We start from the raw sequence: 19,743 nt of genomic DNA on the forward strand, positions 1-19,743 counted from the left end.
CGACCAGCGGGAACAGCCTTCGAAGCCAAGAGGACGGGACAGCCATGCCCACGTACGAGACCAACGGCCCGATCACCGCCGTCATCGAGTTCGACATCGCCTCGGTGCGGATCCGCGCCGGCAAGCGCACCGACGTCGTCGCCGAGGTGACGCCGTCCAACTCCGCCGTCGAGCTGGACGTCAAGGCCGCGCAGCAGACGAAGGTCGACTTCGCCGGGGGCCGGCTCACCCTGAAGGGCCCCCGCAAGCGCAACGTGTTCGGCCGCGTCGGCTCGGTCGACGTCCTGATCAAGCTGCCGGCCGGCTCGGAGGTCGACGGTGACGCCCCGCTGGCCACCTTCGTCACCGAGGGCCCGCTCGGCGACTGCCGGGTGAAGACCTCGCTCGGCCGGATCCACGTGGACAGCGCGGCGAACGTCTGGCTCAAGACGGACAGCGGGGACGTCCGGCTGGGCTCGGCCGACGGCGACGCGGAGGTCTCCGGCCTCGGCCGGATCGAGATCGGCACGGTGCTCGGTGCGCTGACGGTCAAGAACAGCACCGGTGACACCGAGGTCCGCGAGGTCCACGGGGAGCTCAAGGCCAATGCCTCCTTCGGCCGGATCGAGGTCGGCACCGCGCACGCCGGGGTGGACGCCAAGACGGCGCACGGCCCGATCCGGATCGGCCGGGTGGAGCGCGGCCGGGTGTCGCTGCAGACGGCCCTCGGGGAGCTGGAGGTCGGCATCGCGGAGGGCACGGCGGCCTGGCTGGACGTGCACAGCAAGCACGGCCGGCTGCGCAACGAGCTGGGCGCGACGGAGGGTCCGGGCGAGGCCCGCGAGACCGTCGAGGTCCGGGCGCAGACCGAATTGGGCGACATCACCGTCCGGCGGGCGTGATGGCGGCGATCTCGGCGGTCGGACTGACCAAGGCGTACGGGGAGAAGGTCGTGCTGGACGGCATCGACCTGGAGATCGCGGCGGGCACGGTGTTCGCCCTGCTGGGGCCGAACGGCGCCGGCAAGACGACGACGGTGGAGATCCTCTCCACACTGATCCCGGCGGACGGCGGGGTGGCCCGGGTGGCCGGGCACGACGTCGTCCGCGAGGGGGACGGAGTCCGGGCGGCGATCGGGGTCACCGGGCAGTTCTCGGCGGTGGACAACCTGCTGACGGCCGAGGAGAACCTGATGCTGATGGCGGACCTCAACCACCTCCGCCGTCGGGAGGGGCGGAGGCGGGCGGAGGAGCTGCTGCGGCGGTTCGACCTGACGGAGGCCGCGCGGAAGCCGGTGTCCACCTTCTCGGGCGGGATGAGGAGGAAGCTCGATCTGGCGATGACGCTGGTCGGGAATCCCCGGGTGATCTTCCTGGACGAGCCGACGACGGGGCTGGATCCCCGCAGCCGGCGCACGATGTGGGAGATCATCCGGGGGCTGGTGGCGGACCACGGGGTGACGGTCTTCCTCACCACGCAGTACCTGGAGGAGGCGGACCAACTCGCCGACCGGATAGCCGTGCTGGACGGTGGCCGGATCGTGGCGGAGGGCACGGCCGAGGAGCTCAAGCGGATCGTTCCGGGCGGGCGGATCCGGGTGCAGTTCGCGGACGCGGGCCAACTCGATGCGGCGGCGGAGCTGTTCGATTACGCGACGGCGGACGCCGAGGGGCTGCGCCTGGACATCCCGGGCGACAACTCGGTGGTCACGGTGAAGGCGGTGCTGGACGCGCTCGACAACGCGGGCGTGCGGGCGGAGTCGCTGGTCGTGGAGACGGCGGATCTGGACGACGTGTTCCTGACGCTGACGGGGGAGGGTGCGCGATGAGTGCGACGTATGTGATGAGCGACTCGCTCACGATGCTGCGGCGGAACCTGAAGCACGCGCTGCGGTATCCGGCGATGACGTTCTCGGTCGTGCTGATGCCGATGATGATCCTGGGGCTGTTCAACTACGGGTTCGGCGGGGCGCTGGGCGCGGGGATCGGCGGTGGGAACTACATCGACTACGTGGCGCCGGGGATCGTGCTGATGACGGCGACGGCGGGGTCGGTGGCCACGGCGGTGGGCGTCTGCGTGGATATGACCGAGGGGATCGTCAACCGTTTCCGGACGATGGCGATATCGCGGTCGGCGTTCCTGGCCGGGCACGTGGTCGGGAGCGTCATCCAGACGATGGTCGCGCTGGTGCTGGTGATAGGCGCGGCGCTGGCGATGGGGTTCCGGCCGCACGCGGGGTTCGTGGAGTGGCTGGCGGCGGCGGGGCTGCTGGGGTTCGTGACGCTGGCGCTGACGTGGATATCGGCGGGGATCGGGCTGGTGTCGAAGACGCCGGAGAGCGCGAGCAACACGCCGCTGCCGCTGACGTTCCTGCCGTTCATCGGGAGCGCGATCGTCCCGCCGGATTCCATGCCGACGGTGCTGAGGTGGTTCGCGGAGTACCAGCCGTTCACGCCGATCATCGAGACGCTGCGGGGGCTGCTGATGGGGACGGAGATCGGCAGCAGCGGGTGGAGCGCGGTGGCGTGGTGCACGGGCCTGACGGTGGTCGGGTTCGTGTGGTCGAAGAAGGTGTTCTACCGGAGGTGACGGGGGTATCGCCGGTACGGCCCGGGTGACGGAGACGTCGCCCGGGCCGGGGGCGTTGCTACCAGCGGTCGATGCCCATGGTGTTGGCGGCGCTGTGGATGGCGTTGTAGTGGGGGATGGACATGTCCGACTTCTTGTCCTTGGGCGGGAGGTTCTTGTCCTTGGCGCGGAACTCGTCCCGGGCGGAGGCGAGGAGCGAGGTGCCGTAGGAGACGGGGACGTCGGGCTTGCCGTGGACGGGGTGGGACTTGGCGGCCGTCTGGCTGCCGGCGTTGGCGAGGATGTTGCGGGCCTGGTTGTAAGCGGCGGCCTTGACGGTGGAGGGGTTGCGGGTGGAGGAGGAGACGGAGGGGGTAGCGGAGGCCACCGGGGCAGCGACGACACCGAGGGCCGCGATGGTGGCGAGGGAGACGAGAACGTTTCGCATGGTCGTGTTCATGATGGCGTCGCTACCCCGTGGTTAGAGGTCGAACTCCCCGGATCGGATCGCAGCGACCAGATCCCGCCATTCGGCGGTGGTGAGTTGGGCGATGCCATCAGGAACCAGACTGCTCCGCACATAGACGGTGTCTGAGGAGACCGCTATCTCAGGGCAGCTCGCTCCATCCGGGCACGCTTCCGGCCGCTTCCAGTGAAGTGTTTCCATCAGATCTCTTTCTTGATCAGCCGTATGACATCGCGAGACTGGGCCTCCGTCAGTGATCGCTCTGTCATCGTGTTGATGATGTGGCGGTAATTCTCCAGCTGCTTCTGCTCGTGGAGGAAAGCTGGTCCGCCGACCGCGTCGAGCTGGACCGTGTCGAGTCGAGGCACCGGTCCCATCGCGTAGATGATGCCTTGCCCGGCGCCCATGAAGCCGTTGGAGCTGAAGCTGACCACCCGCAGCGTCACGTGGTCCAACTCCGAGTACTCAAGCATCTTGTCCAGCTGGCGCTTTGCTGCGTCACGTCCGCCGAACAGCATGCGCAGAGCAGCCTCGTGCACCAAAGCCGAGTAGGGCCGAGCTCCTTCGCCCATCACCAATGCCGACCGTCGAACCCGATGCTCGACACGGGCCTCCAGGAGGCGCGGTGAGAGCGGCGGGTAGAGATCCTTGAAGATTGCTCTCCCGTACTCCTCGGTCTGCATCGCTCCTGGCACATGCGAGACCTGGTACGTGCGCATTCCTCTGGCGAAATGCTCCATCTCCGCGATGTCGAGGAATCCCGTCGGCACAGATCCTCGGAACTCCTCCCACCAGCCCCGATGGCGTTCCTCGGCCATGACCCCAAGCGCCTCCACGTACTCGGCATCGCCCTCCTCGAACTCGGAGGCGAGCATGCGTACGCGGTCGGCGCTGATCGGGTAGTTCCCCTTCTCGATCTGCGTGATCTTCGTTCTGGCGAAGCCGAACAGCGCGGCAGCTTGGGCGGTCGTGCGGCCAGCGCAGTCGCGCATCTTCCGCAGCTCGGTTCCTACCCGTTCCTGCCTTGCTGATGGGGTAGTTCGTGGTGGCATGCCCCAAGCATCCATCGCGACCCATCGGAGGGTCCAGCAATCCACCGATCGAGTGAAGGCTGGTGGTAGAAGTACCCCAACATGTACCACTCATGCTCTACAGTCGGTGCTGCGCCGATCACTCGCTGGCGCGTCAAATCCCTTACACCGCTGGGAGAATCCCATGCGTAACCTCAACTCGCCCTCCCTCACGATCTCCCGTGAGGCCCTCCGCGAAGCGATGGCCAGGGCCGGATGGCCGCCCTCCGCCATCGCCGACGCCGAACTCGCGCTCGTCGAACTGATCGTCAACGCCTGGCGTCACGGCGAGACGACGTCGCCCGTCGTCCTGATCGTCTTCCTCCGCAACACCCTCCGGGTCACCGTCGCCGACCGCAGCGCGACGCTCCCTGAACCCCGGAACCCCTCCGCCCTCTCCGAGACCGGCCGGGGCCTCCAACTCGTCAAGGGCCTCACCCACCGCTGGGGCGTGGAGCCCCAGAAGCTCGGCAAGACGGTCTGGTTCGAGCTGGACGGTGCCGCGTGAACGCCCTGCATCCGATCCACCCCTCCGACCCCGCGATCCGGCACCTCACCACCCGCCAGATCATCGAGCTGATCGTCGAACTGCGATCCGAGAGCCGCGAATTCGGCCTTCTCTGGCCCTCCGCCAAACCCGGCGAGACCGCGATGAACGGCCGCGTGCTGGTGAACCTCGGCAACATCCCGGCCAGCACGCTCATCAATCTGCTGGCGCTGCTGCGCGACTACAACCGTCACCGGGGCCACCGGTGCTCGGACTGCTGATCCTGATCATCCTGGCGGCGATCGTCGGCGCCGTCTGCGAAGCCCGGAGCCGAAAGGTCCGCAGGGGCCGATGAGGCATGCTGGTCGCCGTGAACCTCTCCTTCACCCCGCCGCCCCCGTACGACCTCGGCCCGGACCCGGACCTCCACCTCTGGTTGGCGGAATGGGTCGAGTTGATGCCCGACCGGATCGTCCACCTCGGATCCGACGACGGCCGCAGCCACGGCCGGTTGTGCTGGGACGTGTTGGAGCCGACCGGCCTGCTCCACCCGCACTGTGGACACTGCAAGCACGGGCACGGGGGGCCGCGGGATGTGCGGGCGATGGAGGCCGCGCTGGCGATCGTGGTGTCGCCGGAGGAGGCGCCACCGTGGATCGCCGGCACCCTCATCCGGGACCTCGTGTACCGGGGCGGGGACGGCCCGATGCGACCGGTGGCCGACGCGATCGGCCTCGGGCTGGTGACACTGCTGGGCCCGGATGCCCAGTGGCGGGCCAACGGCTCGACGGCGTACGGAGAGGGGCCGCGGGGGCGCGTGTCGTGGCGTTCGGTCACCGAGGCGACGTTCGACGCGGCGATCGTCGGGATCGGCAACGGTCACGCGGTGGTGATCGCGGCGACGGGGGAAGACTAGAAGCTGCGGAGATCGTAGAGGTAGGACTTGCCGCCCTTCCAGCTGCGCCAGGGCCCAAGGGGCGGGAACGGCTCCTCGCCACCCGCACGCCCCAGCAGTGGCCAGGAGTTGGCAATCCCGTGCGCATCGACGGTGCACCACCCCCGGTCGGGGAACCAGCGGCACCAGAGATCCAGATCGAGCCGCTTGAACGAGGGCCTGCCGTTGAAGTCGCCATCACGGAGGAACCGATACGTCAGGCCATCCACCCGCCGAACGAACTCGATCAACAAGGCACCCCACCTCCTCTCCCGAAGCGCCCAAGATAGCCCCCACCCCACCCGACTTCGCGCACAATTCGCACCCCCTCAAGCGCCCGTCCGCCAGCCACCGAAGGCCCGACGCATCGCGAGAAGTCGGCCAATCCGACTTCGAGCGCGATCCCCACACCTCGTGCGCGTCCCCGTCCCGTCAGCTCGGCGGGACACAGGAAGTCGGCCGGTCCGACTTCCTGTACAAGGTCGCGGGCCTCATGCACGCCGCCCGCCACCGCTCCGAGGGCAACTGGCGCCCAGCAGACGCGGCGACCGGGCCGCTGCACGTGGCCAGAAGCCCGCCGCGGCGCAGGAAGTCCGCTGGGCCGACTTCCTGTGCGATCCGCCGAAGAAGAAAGGTTCCTGCCGCCGTGGCCAAGGATGTCCTGGCATAGGAAGTCGATGCGGCCGACTTCCTATGCGGCGCTTGTCCCGGCATCTGCCCGGTAGGCGGCTGGTTGGGGCCCGCGTGAGAAGTCGACCCAGCCGACTTCTCGTGCGCCTGGACGTGCCAAAGCAGAAGAAACGCTCCTGCTGCAGTGCGTGGCCAGGTCCGCCCACTGCCGGCGCCCGGCGTAGGAAGTCCGCTGGGCCGATTACCTGCACAATCCGCCGAAGAAGAAAGGTTCCTGCCGCCTTGGCCGAGGATGCCCTGGCGTAGGAAGTCGACGCGGCCGACTTCCTATGCGGCGCTTGTCGCGGAATCTGCCCGGTGGCCCCGGTGGGGGTGCATCTGCCGCGCTGGCGGCTGGCTGGGATCCGCACGAGAAGTCGACCCAGTCGACTTCTCGCGCGCCCGAACGTGCCAAGGCAGACGAAACGCTCCTGCCGCCGTGCGTGGCCAGGTCCGCCCACTGCCGGCGCCCGGCGTAGGAAGTCCGCTGGGCCGACTTCCTGTTCGATCCGCCGAAGAAGAAAGGTTCCTGCCGCGTCGGCTGAGGATGCCCTGGCATAGGAAGTCGATGTGGCCGACTTCCTGTGCGGGGCCTGTCGCGGGATCTTCCTAGTGCCGCATCAGGCAACGTTCGCCCTGGTGACGACTTCGCGTAGGCGCTCGTCGGCGGCGTGCTTGTTCCGCCAGATGATGCAGCGGCGGATCATACTGCCCTGTTCTTTGTGGCTGGCGTGGTCGGTGCCGTCGAGGGCGAAGTAGCGAAGGGCGGTGAACTGGGCCTCGATCCGGTTGAGCCAGGAGCTGTTGGTCGGGGTGTAGGCGATCGCGACGTTGTTCGCCGCCGCCCGCGTCCCGACCCGCTGGCACCGCTTCGTCGTCAGGTGCGGCGAGTAGTTGTCGCAGACGATCGCGATCCGCACTTCCGCGGGGTGCAGTGAGCGCAGGTAGCGGCAGAACTCCAGGAACTTGGAGCGGTTCCTGGTCTTCTTGACGTGGCCGTAGAGCTGGCCCTTGGCGAGGTCGTATGCGGCGAACAGGTGCCGGACGCCGTGCGGTCGGGTATAGGTGGCCCGCCGCCGGGGTCTGGGCTCGCGGTCGGGGTCCTTGCCCTTGCCGCCGCGTTCGGCCCACTGCCGGCCCGGGTGCGGCTGGAGGTTGAGCGGACCGAACTCGTCCAGGCAGAAGACGGCTTCGGGCTCGCCCTCTTCGGGAATGACCTCGCCGTCGGCGATCGCGTAGAGGTGTTCGACCCGGGCTTTCTTGGCTGCGTAGTCGGGATCCTTCGAGGTCTTCCAGGTTTTCACGCGTTGAAACGAGACGCCCTTCTCACGGAGCAGGACCCGAAGGCCCTCGTGGCTGATGTCGTCGACCACCCCCTCGGCGATCAGGAAGTCGGCCAGCTTGGCCAGGCTCCAGGTCGAGAACGGCAGGCCGTGCTCGGCCGGCTTCGACTTGGCGATCTTCTTGGTCTCCCGGCGCTCGGGCAGCGTGAACGTCCTCGGCCGTGCGCCCTTGTATTTCGGGCAGAGCGAGTCGAAGCCGTCGGCGTTGAAGTTGTGGATCACGTCGCGGACCCGGTCCGCGCCGGTGAACGTGACCTCGGCGATCTTCGCCACGGGCATTCCCTGGGCCGACAGCAGCACCATCCGGGCCCGCCGCCAGGTCACCACCGACCCAGTGCCCCGGCGGACGATCCGCAGCAACCGCCCGCCCTCGCCGTCATCAATCTCACGGACCCTTACTCGTTCTGCCGTGCACCAACAGCCTCGCGTCAGGAGCGGACGGGGACAGGAGCGCGTTCGGTGTGCGCTACCTGGCGCGGCGCCGCCGTAGCTCCTCCAGCCACTCTCGTACCTGCTCGTCGTTGTGCAGGTACGGCTCCTCGGGCCCCGGCCGCAAATCGATCCCGTGGAGGTGCTCCAGCGCCCACAGTGACAGGTCGTCCCATTCCAATTCGTCATCGAGGAACCAACGCCCGGCCCACCGGTCGGCTGCATCCCGGCTTACGCGTCCGTCGGCCACAGCAGAGAACCACGACTCGATCTCGTCCAGGTCTGGCTGATCTCTTCCATTCACGGCCTCACCGTATCCAGGCCAGGGCAAAGGCTGTCTGACGCGGCACCAGTGGCCCCGGCGGGGGTGAATCTGCCGTGCTGGCGGCTGGTTGGGATCCGCACGAGAAGTCGACCCAGCCGACTTCTCGTGCGCCCGGACTTGCCAAGGCAGAAGAAGCGTTTCTGCCGCCGTGCGTGGCCAGGTCCGTCCGTTGTCGGCGCCCGCAGGAGCCCGTGCCGGCGTAGGAAGTCCGCTGGGCCGACTTCTCGTCCAATCCGCCGAAGAAGAAAGGTTCCTGCCGCCTTGGTCGAGGATGCCCTGGTGCAGGAAGTCGACGCGGCCGAATTCCTACGCGGCGCTCGTGCCGGCATCTGCCCGGTGGCCCGGTGGGGGTGCATCTGCCGTGCCGAGGGTGCACCCGAGAAGTCGGCCACGTCGACTTCTTGCGCAGACGCCTCGCCTTACGCACGCTGCTCGGAGCGCCTCTTCGGCGAACTGGGCTCCCGAGTGGGGCCCGGTGCCCAATGGGTGCGTCGAACGGCCGTTGTCCGTCCGCTGGCCAGCGAGGTTGGCCCGCAAAAGCCCAGTGTGGCCGACCGCTTCGATAGCACACAGGAAGTCGGACCGGCCGACTTCCCACGCAATTGCGGGCCTCAACCGCGTGACCGTGCTCGGGGTGCGCGGTGGCTTGCCCGCATGAGTCGGACGGGGCTGGCCGGCTCAGCGTGGCGCGGGAAACCGGCCGGGCCGACGTCCCGCGCGAGCCGCATGCCTCACTCTTGCACTGCTCGCCGCCACTCCGACGGGCTGAGTCCTCGGGCGCGCTTGAACGCGACGCTGAACGCGAAGGCGTCCTCGTAGCCGACGTCCCGTGCCACCGCCGCGATGGTGTCGTCGCCGTTCCGGAGGAGGCTCGCGGCCAGGTCCATCCGCCAGCCGGTGAGGTAGGTGAGCGGCGGCTCGCCCACCAGCGTGGCGAACCGCGCCGCGAACGCGGCCCGCGACAGCCCGACCCGTCCGGCCAGTTCGGCGACCGTCCAGCGGTGGGCCGGTTCCTCGTGCAGGAGCCGCAGTGCGTCGCCGACGGCCGGGGTCGCCAACGCGCGGAACCAGGAGGGGGATTGGGCCTCCGGCCGGGTGCACCACGCGCGGAGGGCGAGCACCAGGACGAGGTCCAGGAGGCGGTTCAGGACCGCATCCTGCCCGGGCTCCTCCTCGGCGACCTCGGCGGCGAGCAGGTCGAGCGCGCCGCGGGTTCGGGGGCCCGCGGGTACGACGGCCAGCGGCGGGAGCATGCCCAGCAGGCGGCCGCCGAAGTCGTCGCGCAGGTCGTACGCGCCACGGAGCAGGGTGGTGGCGCCGGGTAGCCCGTCGCCGTACGTGCGCGGGGCGAGGTTCTGATGCGCCGGGCCATTGAGGTACTGCTTCACGCCGGCGCGGATCACCACCTGGGGCGGGGTGTCAGGATCGTCGGCGATCGTGTACCGGCCGGCTCCCGTGATCAGCGCGATGTCACCGGCGGTTAGCCGCACCGGGGTCGTACCCGGTTCCTCGTCGAGCCGGATCGACGCGTGCCCGCCGAGTGCCGCGATGACGGTGAGGGGCGGGGGATCGGCGAAGGTCATCGACCAGGGCGGGCGCTGCACCAGTTGCCGCGCCTGGGCGTTGCTCGCGCGGGCCCGGTGGAGGAGATCACTGAGGACGTCCATGGCGGCTCACGCTAGACGATCGCAAAGGAGACGGCGACGATCTCCCATGGATCGTCTGCCCCCAGCGGGATTTCCTGGTGGGCATGCAGACATTCCTCGTTCTCGGCGGCACGGGCACGACCGGCCGCCGCATCGCCCGCCGCCTGCGCGCCTCCGGTCACCCCGTTCGTACGGCTTCTCGCAGCGGCGGCGACGTCCACTTCGACCTTGGCGACCCGGCGAGTTGGGCGCCGGCACTGGACAGCGTCCGCGCCGCCTACCTGATGGAGCCCGACCTCCGTCCGGGCGCCGACCGCCACGAACGCCTTCCGAGGCTCGTCGCCGGAGCCGTGGCGGCGGGGGTGCGGCGCCTGGTGCTGCTCTCCGCCCACGGGGTGGGCGAGGCGGGTGACGACCACCCGCTGAAAGCCGCCGAGCAGGCGGTGCGCGAATCGGGCGTGGAGTGGACGGTGCTCCAACCCGGCTGGTTCGCGCAGAACTTCAGCGAAACGTTCTGGCTTCCGGGCATCGAGGCCGGAAACCTCGCCCTCCCCGCCGGGGACGGGCGGACGCCGTTCATCGACGCCGAGGACATCGCCGACGTGGCGGTGGCCGCCCTCACCGCCGGGGCCGGCCACAACGGCCAGACGTACCAACTGACCGGCCCCCGCCCGCTCGGCTTCGCCGAAGCCGTCGAGCGGATCGCCACCGCGACAGGCCGCCCGATCAGCTACACCCCCATCGCGCCGGAGGCGTACCTGGAACTCCTGACCGCCCAGGGCACCCCGCCCGCCGTCGCCCGCATCTTCACCAACCTGCTCATCGACATCCGCGAGGGGAGGGGTATCACCGTCTCCGACGGCGTTGAACGAGCCCTCGCCCGCCCGCCCCGCTCGTTCGAGGACTTCGTCGCCGGCAGTCGGCTCAGCCGCAATCCACGTACGCCGAGGCGACCGTGACGGGCTGGGTGCTCCCGGGGGCGGTGAGGTCGGTGAGGGGCCCGTTGGCCCACTTCGCCTCCCCGCCGAGGTCCCGCTCGGGGAACAGCCCGACCGCACAGTCCTCGCCGGCGGGGAGGGGCGTACGGACCGACTTGGCCTGCACCGAGGGCGTGATGCCGGTGATGTCGGAACCCCGAAGCTGTGACAGCGGCCCCTGCCACACGATGGCCCCGCGCCCGCCCTTCCCCGAGTACAGACACACGTTCGCCTTGGCGCACCCCTCGGCAGCCTGAGCAGCCGGCCCGAACGCCAGCGGCGCGCCGAGCAGGGCGGCCGAGGTCAGGCAGACGGCGAGGGTTCGTATCCGTCGCATGTGGATCATTGCTCCCAGGATCCGTGCGGGCCCCACGGCGGGCCCGCAAAGTGTCGCCATGCTGACATGTACACCACCGTGATTTCCCTCGATGTGTCCGCGCTTTCTCCCGGTCGGCGTCGGAAGTCGAGCCGTGCATCGGTGCCCACGCACGAGAAGTCGATCCCGCCGACTTCTCGCGACTGCAGAAGGGGGAACGTTCCTGCGCCTGCCGGAAACGGTGGGGGGGGGGTGGGAGTGTAATTTAACGGACGCAACTTGTTCTCTAAGGGCGCGCTCTCCCCGCTCTCCGCGGGTGTGGGGGGGTGTGCGCGCCGCCCCGCGGGGGCGCGGGGGGGGGCGCAGCCACACACCCCCCCACCCCCCACCCCCCCCCCCCCCCCCCCCGCCTCGCTCCCCCAGCTGCGAGGGATGCCGGGGCTGTGGGGCTGCGCGAAAAGTCGACCTCACCGACTTCTCGCGCGGAGGCCGGCCGTTGCTCAGCTGCCCGTGTCGAAACGTTCCTGCTGGCTGCCGCGAGCTGAGGCGCCGGCAAGAGGCGTCATGCGCGGAAGGCCGGCTGCGTGGCCAGGTGATCCGGCCCGCGCGAGAAGTCGACCCAGCCGACTTCTCGCGCCAGGGCCGTCCGGGAGGCAGAAACGTTCCCGCAGCCGGCGAAGGAGCGCCTTGCGCAGGAAGTCGATGTGGCCGACTTCCTGTGCGGCGTCCACGGGAGGCCCGCCCAGTGGTTTCGGTGTGGGTGCTCCTGCTGCGGCGGTGTGCGGTCAGGTCCTGCGTAGGAGGTTGACCTCGCCGACTTTCTGCGCGGCGTTTGCCTTGGGGTCTGCTTGGTTGTGTCGGGGGCTTGCACAGGAAGTCGATGTGGCCGACTTCCTGTGCGGCGTCTCCGGGAGGCCCGCCCAGTGGTCTCGGTGTGGGTGCTTCTGCTGCGGCGGTGTGCGGTTAGGTCCTGCGCAGGAAGTCGACCTCGCCGACTTCCGGCGCACGGGGCCTCGGGCGGCGGCCGCGGATCCAGAAGGCGGTGGCCTGCCCGGGGATGTGACGGCTGTCGGTGGGCGGGAGAAGTCGGCCGAGTCGACTTCTCGCTTTCTCGCTCAACCGGCCACCCGCACCACGTACTTGCCCGTCGCCCTCCCCGCCTCCATGGCGTCGTGGGCGGCGGGGACGTCGGTGAGGTCGGCCAGTTCGGTGACGGGGAGGGGGAGGTGGGCCCCGGCGAGGAAGTCCATGGCGCGGCGGATCGCGCGGGCCAGCTTCGCGGGGGCGGTGGCGGCCAGGCCGCGGTGGCTGAAGCCGGTGACGGTGAGGTTGCCGGCCATGAGGCGGCCGAGCGGCGGCAGGGCGTCGACGGCGCCGCCGCCTGCGTTGCCGAAGAGGACGATCCGGCCGCCGGGGGCGGCGAGGTCGAGGTCGGTCGGCAGGGCCGAGGTGCCGAGCGGGTCGAGGATCAGGTCGACGCCCTGCCCGTCCGTGGCCTTCCGGACGGCCTTGACCAGGTCCTCGTCGCGCGCGAACGCCGCGTCGTACCCGGCCGCGACGGCCGCCGCGGCCTTCTCTGGCCGGCCCACCGTGCCGAGCAGCCGGCCCCCGCCCAGCAGTGGCACCAACTGGGCGACGGCGCTGCCGATCCCGCCGCCCGCCGAGTGCACGAGCACGGTGTCGCCGGCGGTGAAGCGCCCCGCGTCGGTGAGCAGCAGGACGGACGTGGCCAGGCCCAGCGGGACGGCCGCGGCCTCGCGCAGCCCGACCCCGTCCGGGACGGGCACGGTGAGCGCGGCCTCGGCGACGGCGACCTCCGCCAGTCCGCCGCCGACCGGTGCGGCCACGACCCGGTCGCCGACCGCGAGCCCCGTGACGCCCTCGCCGAGCGCCCGGACCGTCCCGGCCACCTCCTTGCCCGGCAGGTACGGCCACTCGGAGGTGTAGCCGCCGTCACCGCGCCGCGCCATGACGTCGACGAAGTTGAGTCCGGCGTAGGCGACGTCGACGGCCACCTGCCCGGGGCCGGGCTTCGCCGTCTCGACGTCCTTGACCTGCGAGTTCTCCGCCCCGCCGGGTGCGGTCATCACGAGTGCGCGCATGTTGGTTCCCCCTGGAGCTACGATGTTCTACGAACGACGAAATTAGTACCACTCATCTTCGATGTTTGTCGAACATCGAAGGAGGATGCCGAACCTGGAGGCCCACCCGTGCCCCGCAGCACCAGCCGCCGCCGGACGGCGCTCGCGCACCCGGAAGTCGAGGACATCGACCTGCTCGACGTGCTGCACGCGCTCTCCGACCCCACCCGGATGACGATCGTGCGCACCCTCGCCGCCGAGCCCGAGCGCGCCTGCGGCACCTTCCCGGTGGACGTCGCGCCGTCCACGCTCAGCCACCACTTCAAGGTGCTGCGCGAGTCCGGCCTCATCCGCCAGCGCGAGGAGGCCAACCGCCGCCTCACCGCGCTGCGTTCGGCCGATCTGGAGGCGCGTTTCCCGGCCCTGCTGGCCACCGTCCTCGCCGCGTACGAGAGCGCCGAGTACGAGAGCACCACGTACGAGAGCGCCGCCGAGCCCGTGGAAGAGCCCGGCGGCGCCTGATCCCGAAGGTGCCGAGCTCAGCGCCGGCGCCAGACCATCCACCCCTGCTGCCGGTCGACCCGCTCGACGAACCATTCGGCCGGATGCCCCGGCCAGGCCGCCTCCGGCTCCGCGCCCTCGGTGGCCGGGGGCATGACGACCGCCGTGGCCGCCGCGGGGATCGGCCGGTTGCGCGGGTCGAGGTACCAGACGCGGCCCCGGTAGACCTCGAAGGCCTGCGTGCTGCGGATCCCCCAGTCGCCGTCCCAGCTGAACACGACGCTGTCGTCCGGGTGGAGGCCGGCCCGCTCGGTGAAGCCGGTGGCGAGGCTCCGGCGCCAGTTCGAGTGCGGGTAGCTGATCCGGTCGGTGATCGTGACGGTGGCGAACCCGGCGAACAGTGCCAGCGCGACGGCGAGCCAGACCGCCCGGCGCGAGGTGATCGTCCGCAGCAGGACCACCAGGCCGAGCACGGCGAACGCGACGGCGGTCGTCCGCATGATGTGCAGCGAGCTCCAGTCGCCGCCGAGGAACAGGGCGTCCGGCATGCCCCAGGCGACGAAGGCCTGCGTCCTGAGCAGCGGGCCGGCCGACAGCACCACCGCACCGCCGAGCGCCAGCGTGAGCCCGGCCGCCCCGGCCAGGGTCCGGCCCAGGGCGCGCCCCCGGAGTCGGGCCAGTGCCGCGCTGCCGACCACGAAGGCCGCCGGGACGAGGCACGCCGTGTAGCGGGCGTACACCCAGTCGTCGATCCGCTTGTCGTCCGGCAGTGCGGCGGCCGCGGCCAGCGCGGTGCCGACGAGCAGCGCGACCAGCACCCCGCCGACGACCCGGTACGGCCGGGTGACGCGCTTGTCGAAGACGGCGAACAGGCAGATCACGACGGCCACTCCGGCGACTCCCCAGGTGGAGATGATGACGTACCAGATCTGGCCGGCCGTCCGGGTCAGGGTCCGCGAGGCCGCCTGCGGGTCGGTCAGGCCCTTCCACAGGAAGCCGCCGACGTCGCTGGCCGGCACGGTGAACCGCGCGCGTAGCCAGGAGTCCAGCAGCTTGGCGCCGAGGACTCCCGCCCCCAGCGAGCCGAGGCCCGCCACCGTCGAGCGCCACGGCGCCCAGCGCAGCAGCAGGACCCCGGCGAACACCACGCCGGTGAGGGCGACGACGACGCCCCCGCGGTCGTGCGTGGCCATCGCGTAGGCGGCGGTCAGCCCGGCGCCGGCGGCGTGCCACGCGCGGCGGCGGGTCGTGCCGTCCGCGAGCCAGCCGTGCAGGCAGAGCAGCCAGGCCAGGACGAGGACCGGCATGACGGTGTCCGTCAGCGCGAATTCCGAGTAGAAGACGAGCGGCGGCAGCAGCGCCGTCGCGGCGGCGAACGCGTACGCCTGGGGCCGTCCGAGGCCGAGGCGGCGCAGGCCGACCCAGGCCAGGGGGAAGACGAGTGCGTTGAGCAGGGCGTTGATGCCCATCACGAGGTGGTAGGCGGTGGACGGGTCGTCGGCGATGCGCAGGGCGGGGGAGATGAGCAGCGGGTATCCGCCCGGGATGACGACGCCGACGGGCATCTCGGTCGTGGGGTGTCCGGCCAGGACCCGGGCGAGGACGAGGTACGACTCCTCGTCGGGGTGGACGGACGGGTAGCTGAAGTCCCGCACGAGGTAGAGCCGGAACAGGACCTCGGCGAAGTACCCGGCGAACAGCACCCAGATCCGGAGCCAGCGCCTCGGGTCGGTCCGGCGCTCCGTGCGGTGCGGAGCGCCCTCGGCGATCCGGTCCTCGTCGGTGGCCGGTGCGGACGTCAGTTGCATGTGCCAACCCCTCCCCTGGTGATGCGGCTGTGTGCGCGGGTGTGTGCGCGGGGCGGGGCCGCCCCTGATGTCGCCCGACTATATATGTCGTCCAGCGTCATATGTAGTCGAGGTGGTCGAGGGGGTCGTTTCCGGCGGGTCCGAGGGGTCGAAAAGAATCTTGAGAAGCGCCTGCAACCGATCGCCGGGATGAACGTCTATGTCAGTGAGAAGCAGGGAGTCACGATCAAACTCCCGGGGTGCGCGGAAGTTGCAGCCCGCTCTCGACCAGCCATCAGCCATCAGTGCGCTGCTGCGGCATGCCCGCAGCGCGGCTCCAGGGGGGAACCATGTCCACCATCGTTCGTATCCGTCGTACCCGTCGCGCCGTCGTCGCTGCTGCCGCCCTGGGCGCAGCCGCTGTCTGCGGATCGGTTGTGGTCACCGCCCCGGCCGCCTTCGCGGCGGAGCCGTCGCACACCTCGCTCACCGTCCAGGCCCCGGCCTCGGTCGGGTTCGCCGGCGGGCCGGTCGCGTTCACCGAGAACATCACCAACTCGGGCTCGGAGGAGACCGGTTACAACCTGGAGCTGAAGACCACCACCGGGGTCGGAACGCCGCCGAACTCGATCGTCATCGACTACAAGGACCCGGCCGACGGCGCGTGGAAGTCGGTGCCGCTGGCGATGACCAGGGGCAACGAGAGCGTGGTGTACGAGGGGACGGTGATCGGACTCACCGTTCCGGCCGGTCGGACCCGCAAGGTCGACCTGCGGATCGGCGCGCCGATGGGCCTGGCCCACGACGGCGCCTCCAACGGCGGCTTCGATTCGATCACCCTGCGCTCCGACCTCACCACCCCGCCGCACCTCCACGACCGGGTGGAGGCCGAGGCGACCAGCACGATCAAGGTCACGTCGATCGGGAGCTCCCTCGCCCACGTGCCCGCCTCCGCCGTCGCGGGCGGCGCGCCGATCGAGTTCGACGCCGTCCTCGACAACCCCACGCCCTCCGACTACACCAACCTCGGCAACGTCCTGTTCGTCGACAAGCACGCGACCGTCCAGGTGCGGACGGCGGACGGGGGCTGGCGCACGCTGGACAAGGTGCCCGGTGACACGCCCGAGGAGCCGGTCGGCGTCTACCTCCAGGGGCGCGACTCCAGCCTCCGGGCGGGCGGCCACCTCGTGGCCCGGGTGCGGGTGTCGTACGACGCGACGACCCCGGCGGGCGCCACCGAGGTGAACCCGTGCGTGTTCGTCAACGAGGGTCGGCCGTTCTGGGGGACCACGCTGTGCTCCACGGGCGCGAAGGTGCAGGTCCAGCCCGCGGGCACGAAGACGCCCGAGCCGACCCCGTCCTCCTCCGCCCCGAAGCCGGTTCCGTCCACCTCGGCCCCGTCGGCCCCGGCGCCCTCCGCCCCGGCGTCCTCGGCCCCGGCCGTTCCCGTCGTGCCGGCCTCCGACGGCACCCCGAGCGCCCCGGCGGCGGCCCCGTCCACCACCCCCGCGCCGCAGGCCCCCGCCCCTCAGGCCCCGGCGGCCGACGCCCAGCTCGCCTCCACCGGTGCCGACCACACCACCGCCCTCCTCGGCGGCGGCCTCGCCCTGACGGGCCTCGGAGCCGGCGCCCTCTGGCTGCGCCGCGTGCTGCGCCGGGCCTGAGCGAACGCCAAGGAGCCCGTCACCCTCCCGGGTGACGGGCTCCAACCGCTCGGTGCGCTCCGTGCGGCGTCAGCGCAGCCGCGACGACGACAGGATCGATGCCAGGTGCGCCACCACCATGCCCCACGTGATCACCGTGATCCCCGCGAGCGCGGCCCGGGTCGGCGTCAGCCCGCCCACCGCCGCGTCCGCGACGGCCGCCGCGAGCAGCACCAGCGAGGCCTCGATGCCGTTCGTCACGCGGTGGATCTTGAACACCGACGCGAGCCGGCGGGCCGTCGCGATGCCCTGGGAGCGCGGCTGGGTCGACTCCTCGTCGGCCGGGGCCGCGCCGCTGCGGGCGCGGGCGACGTCCACCAGGTCCGTCGAGGCCTTCAGCAGCACCACGCCGAGCGCCGCCGCCAGCCCGGCCGACACCCACAGCTCCGACCCGCCCCGGGCCGCCCGCACGCCCGCGCCGATCATCAGCGCGGCGTCCGCCAGGTAGGCGCCGAGGCGGTCGACGTAGACCCCGGCCATGCTGAACTGGCGCTTCCAGCGCGCCACTTCGCCGTCCACGCAGTCGAACAGCAGGAACAGCTGGAACAGCACCACCGCGAGCACGGCCCCCGTCAGGCCGGGGATCAGCAGGGCCGCCCCGCCGCCGACGCCGCAGACCACCATGACCCACGTGAGGGTGTTCGGCGACACCGAGGTCCGCACCAGCTGCCGGGTCGTGCGCAACGAGAGGCGGCGCATGTACAGCCGGCCCGCCCAGTGCTCACCGTTGCGACTCTGCAGCTTGGCCTGCGGCTGGCACACCTCGCGCAGCTCCGAAAGCGCCGGAGCAGCCACCATGACGAATCCCTCCACCGGTCCGGCGGGACCCGCCGGACGTCCTGTCCCGAAACGATCATCGAACGATCCACCACAGGGTAGAACCTGCCGGGACCCCGCCCGCGCACGGACGGCTGGACCCCGGACGTCGGGATCATGGAGATCCGGTGGGGGAGGTCGATGGGGCCGGCGGGAACGGGGACCGCGTGGAGGTCCGACGCTCCATCGGATCCGCCGACCCGCGCCGCCTGCCGCGCCGCCTGCCGCGCCGCCTGCCGCGCCGCCGGGGGCGACCCGGAGGAGCGGCAGGCGGTGCACGCGCGTGACGTCACGCATCCGCGCGACCGGGCACGCGGGGAACGGATCCGCGTCCGGGACCTCACGCCACCGCGAGCGTCGGCACCGGCGCCCCGCCGCGGTGCAGCAGGGCCCGCTCGGTCGCCGTCCACACCCCCGACGTCACCAGGTACAGCGCCGCCGCCAGCGGCACCAGCGCCGCGAACAGGACCGTCCCGAACGACAGGTACGGCAGGAACGCCGCCCCCGGCTGGGCGGTCTGCGCCGCCGCTGCCGCGCGCCGGGCCCGGCGGAAGTTCACGTACCCGACGGCCGCCAGCCCCGCGTACAGCACGCCGAACACCGCCAGCTGCCCGACGCCGTGGGCGTTCGCGACGTGCAGGCCGAGCGGGGTGCCGAACACGGTGTGGCTCTGCAGGTCGTCGGAGGTGGTGAACAGCCGGTACATCACCGAGAAGAACGGGATCTGCACGAGCGCCGGCAGGCAGCCGGCCAGCGGCGAGACCTGCTCCTTCTGGTGCAGGTCCGCCATCGCCTCGCGGAGCTTCTCCGGGCGGTCCTTGTGCTTGCGGTTCAGCTCGGCGATCTTCGGGGCGAGGCGGGCGCGGTCCTTCTCCCCGCGCGCCGCGGCCCGCGCGAGCGGGTGCAGGGCGAGGCGGACGGCGACGGTGAACAGGACGATCGCGAGCGCGGTCGGGACGACGTGGGCGAGCCCGGCGACGACGGTGTGGGCGACGGCGACGGCAGGGTCGAGAACGGCGAGAACGGACATGGTGGAGCGAGCCCTCCGGGGTCTCGGGACATGGGTGATCGACGGAGGGCGGCCGCGGGGAACGGCGGGGATGGGGAACCGGACTGGGGAACCAGCCGGAAGCCGGGCGGCAAGACCCGGCCGGAGAACCGGACTGGGACCCGCGCCGGACGGACCCGGGCGCTACGCGGCCGCCGGGGCCGCGCCGGGTGCCCTGGGGCGTCGCCGGCCCCGGGCGTCCGGATCGCGCTGGGACAGGAAGGCCGTACGGAACGCACGGCGCCGCAGCATGCCGTTGCGGACGGCGGCGGGAGCGCGCGCCCCCAGCAGCCGGGCCCCGGCGAGCGTGCCCGCGACGGCACCGGCCAGCAGCACCACGGCGGCGACGGTCGCCACGGAGGCGAGCGATCCGCCCTCGGTGAGCAGCTCGCCGGTCAGCACCCGGAGCAGGCCGAACAGCATCGCGATCACGGTCACGGTGTGCTCCCTTCGCTCGGTGCCCGGCGGACTCACCCGGCGGACTCGCCTGACGGACTCGCAGGACGGTGACGACGATCGTACGACGTTCCGGCTTCCGGCGTACACGAGATGTCCCGGTGGATGCCCGGAGCGGGCGCGGAGGAGGCACCGCCGGAGG

21 protein-coding genes are annotated in these 19,743 nt (G+C 71.2%); 9 read left to right on the top strand and 12 right to left on the bottom strand.

Features of this window, described 5'->3' with window-relative positions; translation table 11 throughout:
- Window positions 1–44: 44 nt before the first annotated feature.
- Genes ACFV4G_RS00350 through ACFV4G_RS00360 form a run of 3 tightly spaced genes read left to right on the top strand, consistent with a single transcriptional unit; the run spans window position 45 to window position 2,568 of the window.
- A complete protein-coding gene (locus ACFV4G_RS00350) occupies window positions 45–881 on the top strand; it encodes a DUF4097 domain-containing protein (protein ID WP_380435163.1) in 837 nt (278 codons plus the stop codon).
- Entirely contained in the window at window positions 881–1,807 is a 927-nt protein-coding gene (locus ACFV4G_RS00355) for an ATP-binding cassette domain-containing protein (RefSeq protein ID WP_380435164.1), read from the top strand. Before ACFV4G_RS00350 ends, ACFV4G_RS00355 begins: the two co-directional genes overlap by 1 nt.
- Window positions 1,804–2,568 (top strand): ABC transporter permease, encoded by a 765-nt coding sequence (locus tag ACFV4G_RS00360; protein ID WP_380435165.1) that lies wholly within the window; start codon window positions 1,804–1,806, stop codon window positions 2,566–2,568. The genes ACFV4G_RS00355 and ACFV4G_RS00360 overlap by 4 nt, the downstream gene beginning before the upstream one ends.
- Window positions 2,569–2,626: 58 nt before the next feature.
- Here ACFV4G_RS00360 and ACFV4G_RS00365 read toward each other — a convergent pair whose 3' ends face one another.
- Window positions 2,627–2,995: a hypothetical protein gene (locus tag ACFV4G_RS00365; RefSeq protein WP_380435166.1), complete on the bottom strand. Its 369-nt coding sequence runs from the start codon at window positions 2,993–2,995 to the stop codon at window positions 2,627–2,629.
- A gap of 218 nt (window positions 2,996–3,213) precedes the next feature.
- On the bottom strand, window positions 3,214–4,080 hold the full coding sequence (locus ACFV4G_RS00370) for a helix-turn-helix domain-containing protein (protein ID WP_380435296.1): 867 nt from the start codon (window positions 4,078–4,080) through the stop codon (window positions 3,214–3,216).
- 148 nt (window positions 4,081–4,228) lie between these two features.
- Between ACFV4G_RS00370 and ACFV4G_RS00375 the strand changes: the two genes are divergently transcribed.
- The 3 genes from ACFV4G_RS00375 (at window position 4,229) to ACFV4G_RS00385 (ending at window position 5,486) form a co-directional block, all read left to right on the top strand.
- Complete coding sequence (locus ACFV4G_RS00375; RefSeq protein WP_380435167.1) at window positions 4,229–4,591, top strand: ATP-binding protein; 363 nt, start codon at window positions 4,229–4,231, stop codon at window positions 4,589–4,591.
- Entirely contained in the window at window positions 4,588–4,851 is a 264-nt protein-coding gene (locus tag ACFV4G_RS00380) for a hypothetical protein (protein WP_380435168.1), read from the top strand. Before ACFV4G_RS00375 ends, ACFV4G_RS00380 begins: the two co-directional genes overlap by 4 nt.
- Before the next feature lie 77 nt (window positions 4,852–4,928).
- The gene (locus ACFV4G_RS00385) at window positions 4,929–5,486 is read left to right on the top strand and encodes a hypothetical protein (RefSeq protein WP_380435169.1); all 558 of its coding nucleotides are present in this window, start codon (window positions 4,929–4,931) and stop codon (window positions 5,484–5,486) included.
- On the opposite strand, the gene ACFV4G_RS00390 is transcribed toward ACFV4G_RS00385, so the two are convergent.
- The 4 genes from ACFV4G_RS00390 to ACFV4G_RS00405 all read right to left on the bottom strand — a co-directional run bounded on the left by ACFV4G_RS00390 (window position 5,483) and on the right by ACFV4G_RS00405 (window position 9,937).
- On the bottom strand, window positions 5,483–5,758 hold the full coding sequence (locus ACFV4G_RS00390) for a hypothetical protein (protein ID WP_380435170.1): 276 nt from the start codon (window positions 5,756–5,758) through the stop codon (window positions 5,483–5,485). The two genes, ACFV4G_RS00385 and ACFV4G_RS00390, sit on opposite strands and share 4 nt — an antisense overlap.
- A gap of 1,035 nt (window positions 5,759–6,793) precedes the next feature.
- The gene (locus ACFV4G_RS00395; protein WP_380435171.1) at window positions 6,794–7,876 is read right to left on the bottom strand and encodes an IS630 family transposase; all 1,083 of its coding nucleotides are present in this window, start codon (window positions 7,874–7,876) and stop codon (window positions 6,794–6,796) included.
- Window positions 7,877–7,982: 106 nt separating this feature from the next.
- On the bottom strand, window positions 7,983–8,126 hold the full coding sequence (locus tag ACFV4G_RS00400; protein ID WP_380435172.1) for a hypothetical protein: 144 nt from the start codon (window positions 8,124–8,126) through the stop codon (window positions 7,983–7,985).
- An 875-nt stretch (window positions 8,127–9,001) separates the two neighbouring features.
- Window positions 9,002–9,937 (bottom strand): AraC family transcriptional regulator, encoded by a 936-nt coding sequence (locus tag ACFV4G_RS00405; RefSeq protein WP_380435173.1) that lies wholly within the window; start codon window positions 9,935–9,937, stop codon window positions 9,002–9,004.
- Window positions 9,938–10,020: 83 nt separating this feature from the next.
- On the opposite strand from ACFV4G_RS00405, the gene ACFV4G_RS00410 reads away from it, so the two are divergent.
- The gene (locus ACFV4G_RS00410; RefSeq protein WP_380435174.1) at window positions 10,021–10,875 is read left to right on the top strand and encodes an NAD(P)H-binding protein; all 855 of its coding nucleotides are present in this window, start codon (window positions 10,021–10,023) and stop codon (window positions 10,873–10,875) included.
- On the opposite strand, the gene ACFV4G_RS00415 is transcribed toward ACFV4G_RS00410, so the two are convergent.
- The gene (locus tag ACFV4G_RS00415) at window positions 10,841–11,230 is read right to left on the bottom strand and encodes a hypothetical protein (protein ID WP_380435175.1); all 390 of its coding nucleotides are present in this window, start codon (window positions 11,228–11,230) and stop codon (window positions 10,841–10,843) included. The genes ACFV4G_RS00410 and ACFV4G_RS00415 overlap by 35 nt on opposite strands.
- A 1,094-nt stretch (window positions 11,231–12,324) precedes the next feature.
- Window positions 12,325–13,311 (bottom strand): zinc-binding alcohol dehydrogenase family protein, encoded by a 987-nt coding sequence (locus ACFV4G_RS00420; protein WP_380435176.1) that lies wholly within the window; start codon window positions 13,309–13,311, stop codon window positions 12,325–12,327.
- A 108-nt stretch (window positions 13,312–13,419) separates the two neighbouring features.
- Between ACFV4G_RS00420 and ACFV4G_RS00425 the strand changes: the two genes are divergently transcribed.
- A complete protein-coding gene (locus ACFV4G_RS00425) occupies window positions 13,420–13,812 on the top strand; it encodes an ArsR/SmtB family transcription factor (protein ID WP_380435177.1) in 393 nt (130 codons plus the stop codon).
- Window positions 13,813–13,829: 17 nt separating this feature from the next.
- Here ACFV4G_RS00425 and ACFV4G_RS00430 read toward each other — a convergent pair whose 3' ends face one another.
- Window positions 13,830–15,599 (bottom strand): hypothetical protein, encoded by a 1,770-nt coding sequence (locus ACFV4G_RS00430; protein WP_380435178.1) that lies wholly within the window; start codon window positions 15,597–15,599, stop codon window positions 13,830–13,832.
- 329 nt (window positions 15,600–15,928) lie between these two features.
- Between ACFV4G_RS00430 and ACFV4G_RS00435 the strand changes: the two genes are divergently transcribed.
- Window positions 15,929–17,242, top strand: coding sequence for a hypothetical protein (locus ACFV4G_RS00435; protein ID WP_380435179.1), 1,314 nt, complete (start codon window positions 15,929–15,931; stop codon window positions 17,240–17,242).
- A gap of 69 nt (window positions 17,243–17,311) precedes the next feature.
- Here the strand turns inward: ACFV4G_RS00435 and ACFV4G_RS00440 are convergent, their stop codons facing one another.
- From ACFV4G_RS00440 to ACFV4G_RS00450, 3 genes are all read right to left on the bottom strand, one after another.
- Complete coding sequence (locus ACFV4G_RS00440) at window positions 17,312–18,079, bottom strand: CDP-alcohol phosphatidyltransferase family protein (protein WP_380435180.1); 768 nt, start codon at window positions 18,077–18,079, stop codon at window positions 17,312–17,314.
- A 358-nt stretch (window positions 18,080–18,437) separates the two neighbouring features.
- Window positions 18,438–19,127, bottom strand: a complete 690-nt coding sequence (locus tag ACFV4G_RS00445) for a YidC/Oxa1 family membrane protein insertase (RefSeq protein ID WP_380435181.1) — start codon at window positions 19,125–19,127, stop codon at window positions 18,438–18,440.
- 162 nt (window positions 19,128–19,289) lie between these two features.
- Complete coding sequence (locus ACFV4G_RS00450) at window positions 19,290–19,583, bottom strand: DUF6412 domain-containing protein (RefSeq protein WP_380435182.1); 294 nt, start codon at window positions 19,581–19,583, stop codon at window positions 19,290–19,292.
- Window positions 19,584–19,743 lie beyond the last annotated feature (160 nt).

The organism is Kitasatospora sp. NPDC059747 (genome assembly GCF_042732955.1).
Lineage (GTDB): Bacteria > Actinomycetota > Actinomycetes > Streptomycetales > Streptomycetaceae > Kitasatospora.

Bases quoted from the DNA above. Each gene is read 5' to 3' on its own strand.
- ACFV4G_RS00350 (WP_380435163.1), top strand. From the start codon at position 45: ATGCCCACGTACGAGACCAACGGCCCGATCACCGCCGTCATCGAGTTC.
- ACFV4G_RS00355 (WP_380435164.1), top strand. From the start codon at position 881: ATGGCGGCGATCTCGGCGGTCGGACTGACCAAGGCGTACGGGGAGAAG.
- ACFV4G_RS00360 (WP_380435165.1), top strand. From the start codon at position 1,804: ATGAGTGCGACGTATGTGATGAGCGACTCGCTCACGATGCTGCGGCGG.
- ACFV4G_RS00365 (WP_380435166.1), bottom strand. From the start codon at position 2,995: ATGCGAAACGTTCTCGTCTCCCTCGCCACCATCGCGGCCCTCGGTGTC.
- ACFV4G_RS00370 (WP_380435296.1), bottom strand. From the start codon at position 4,080: ATGGATGCTTGGGGCATGCCACCACGAACTACCCCATCAGCAAGGCAG.
- ACFV4G_RS00375 (WP_380435167.1), top strand. From the start codon at position 4,229: ATGCGTAACCTCAACTCGCCCTCCCTCACGATCTCCCGTGAGGCCCTC.
- ACFV4G_RS00385 (WP_380435169.1), top strand. From the start codon at position 4,929: ATGCTGGTCGCCGTGAACCTCTCCTTCACCCCGCCGCCCCCGTACGAC.
- ACFV4G_RS00405 (WP_380435173.1), bottom strand. From the start codon at position 9,937: ATGGACGTCCTCAGTGATCTCCTCCACCGGGCCCGCGCGAGCAACGCC.
- ACFV4G_RS00410 (WP_380435174.1), top strand. From the start codon at position 10,021: ATGCAGACATTCCTCGTTCTCGGCGGCACGGGCACGACCGGCCGCCGC.
- ACFV4G_RS00415 (WP_380435175.1), bottom strand. From the start codon at position 11,230: ATGCGACGGATACGAACCCTCGCCGTCTGCCTGACCTCGGCCGCCCTG.
- ACFV4G_RS00420 (WP_380435176.1), bottom strand. From the start codon at position 13,311: ATGCGCGCACTCGTGATGACCGCACCCGGCGGGGCGGAGAACTCGCAG.
- ACFV4G_RS00430 (WP_380435178.1), bottom strand. From the start codon at position 15,599: ATGCAACTGACGTCCGCACCGGCCACCGACGAGGACCGGATCGCCGAG.
- ACFV4G_RS00435 (WP_380435179.1), top strand. From the start codon at position 15,929: ATGTCCACCATCGTTCGTATCCGTCGTACCCGTCGCGCCGTCGTCGCT.
- ACFV4G_RS00440 (WP_380435180.1), bottom strand. From the start codon at position 18,079: ATGGTGGCTGCTCCGGCGCTTTCGGAGCTGCGCGAGGTGTGCCAGCCG.
- ACFV4G_RS00445 (WP_380435181.1), bottom strand. From the start codon at position 19,127: ATGTCCGTTCTCGCCGTTCTCGACCCTGCCGTCGCCGTCGCCCACACC.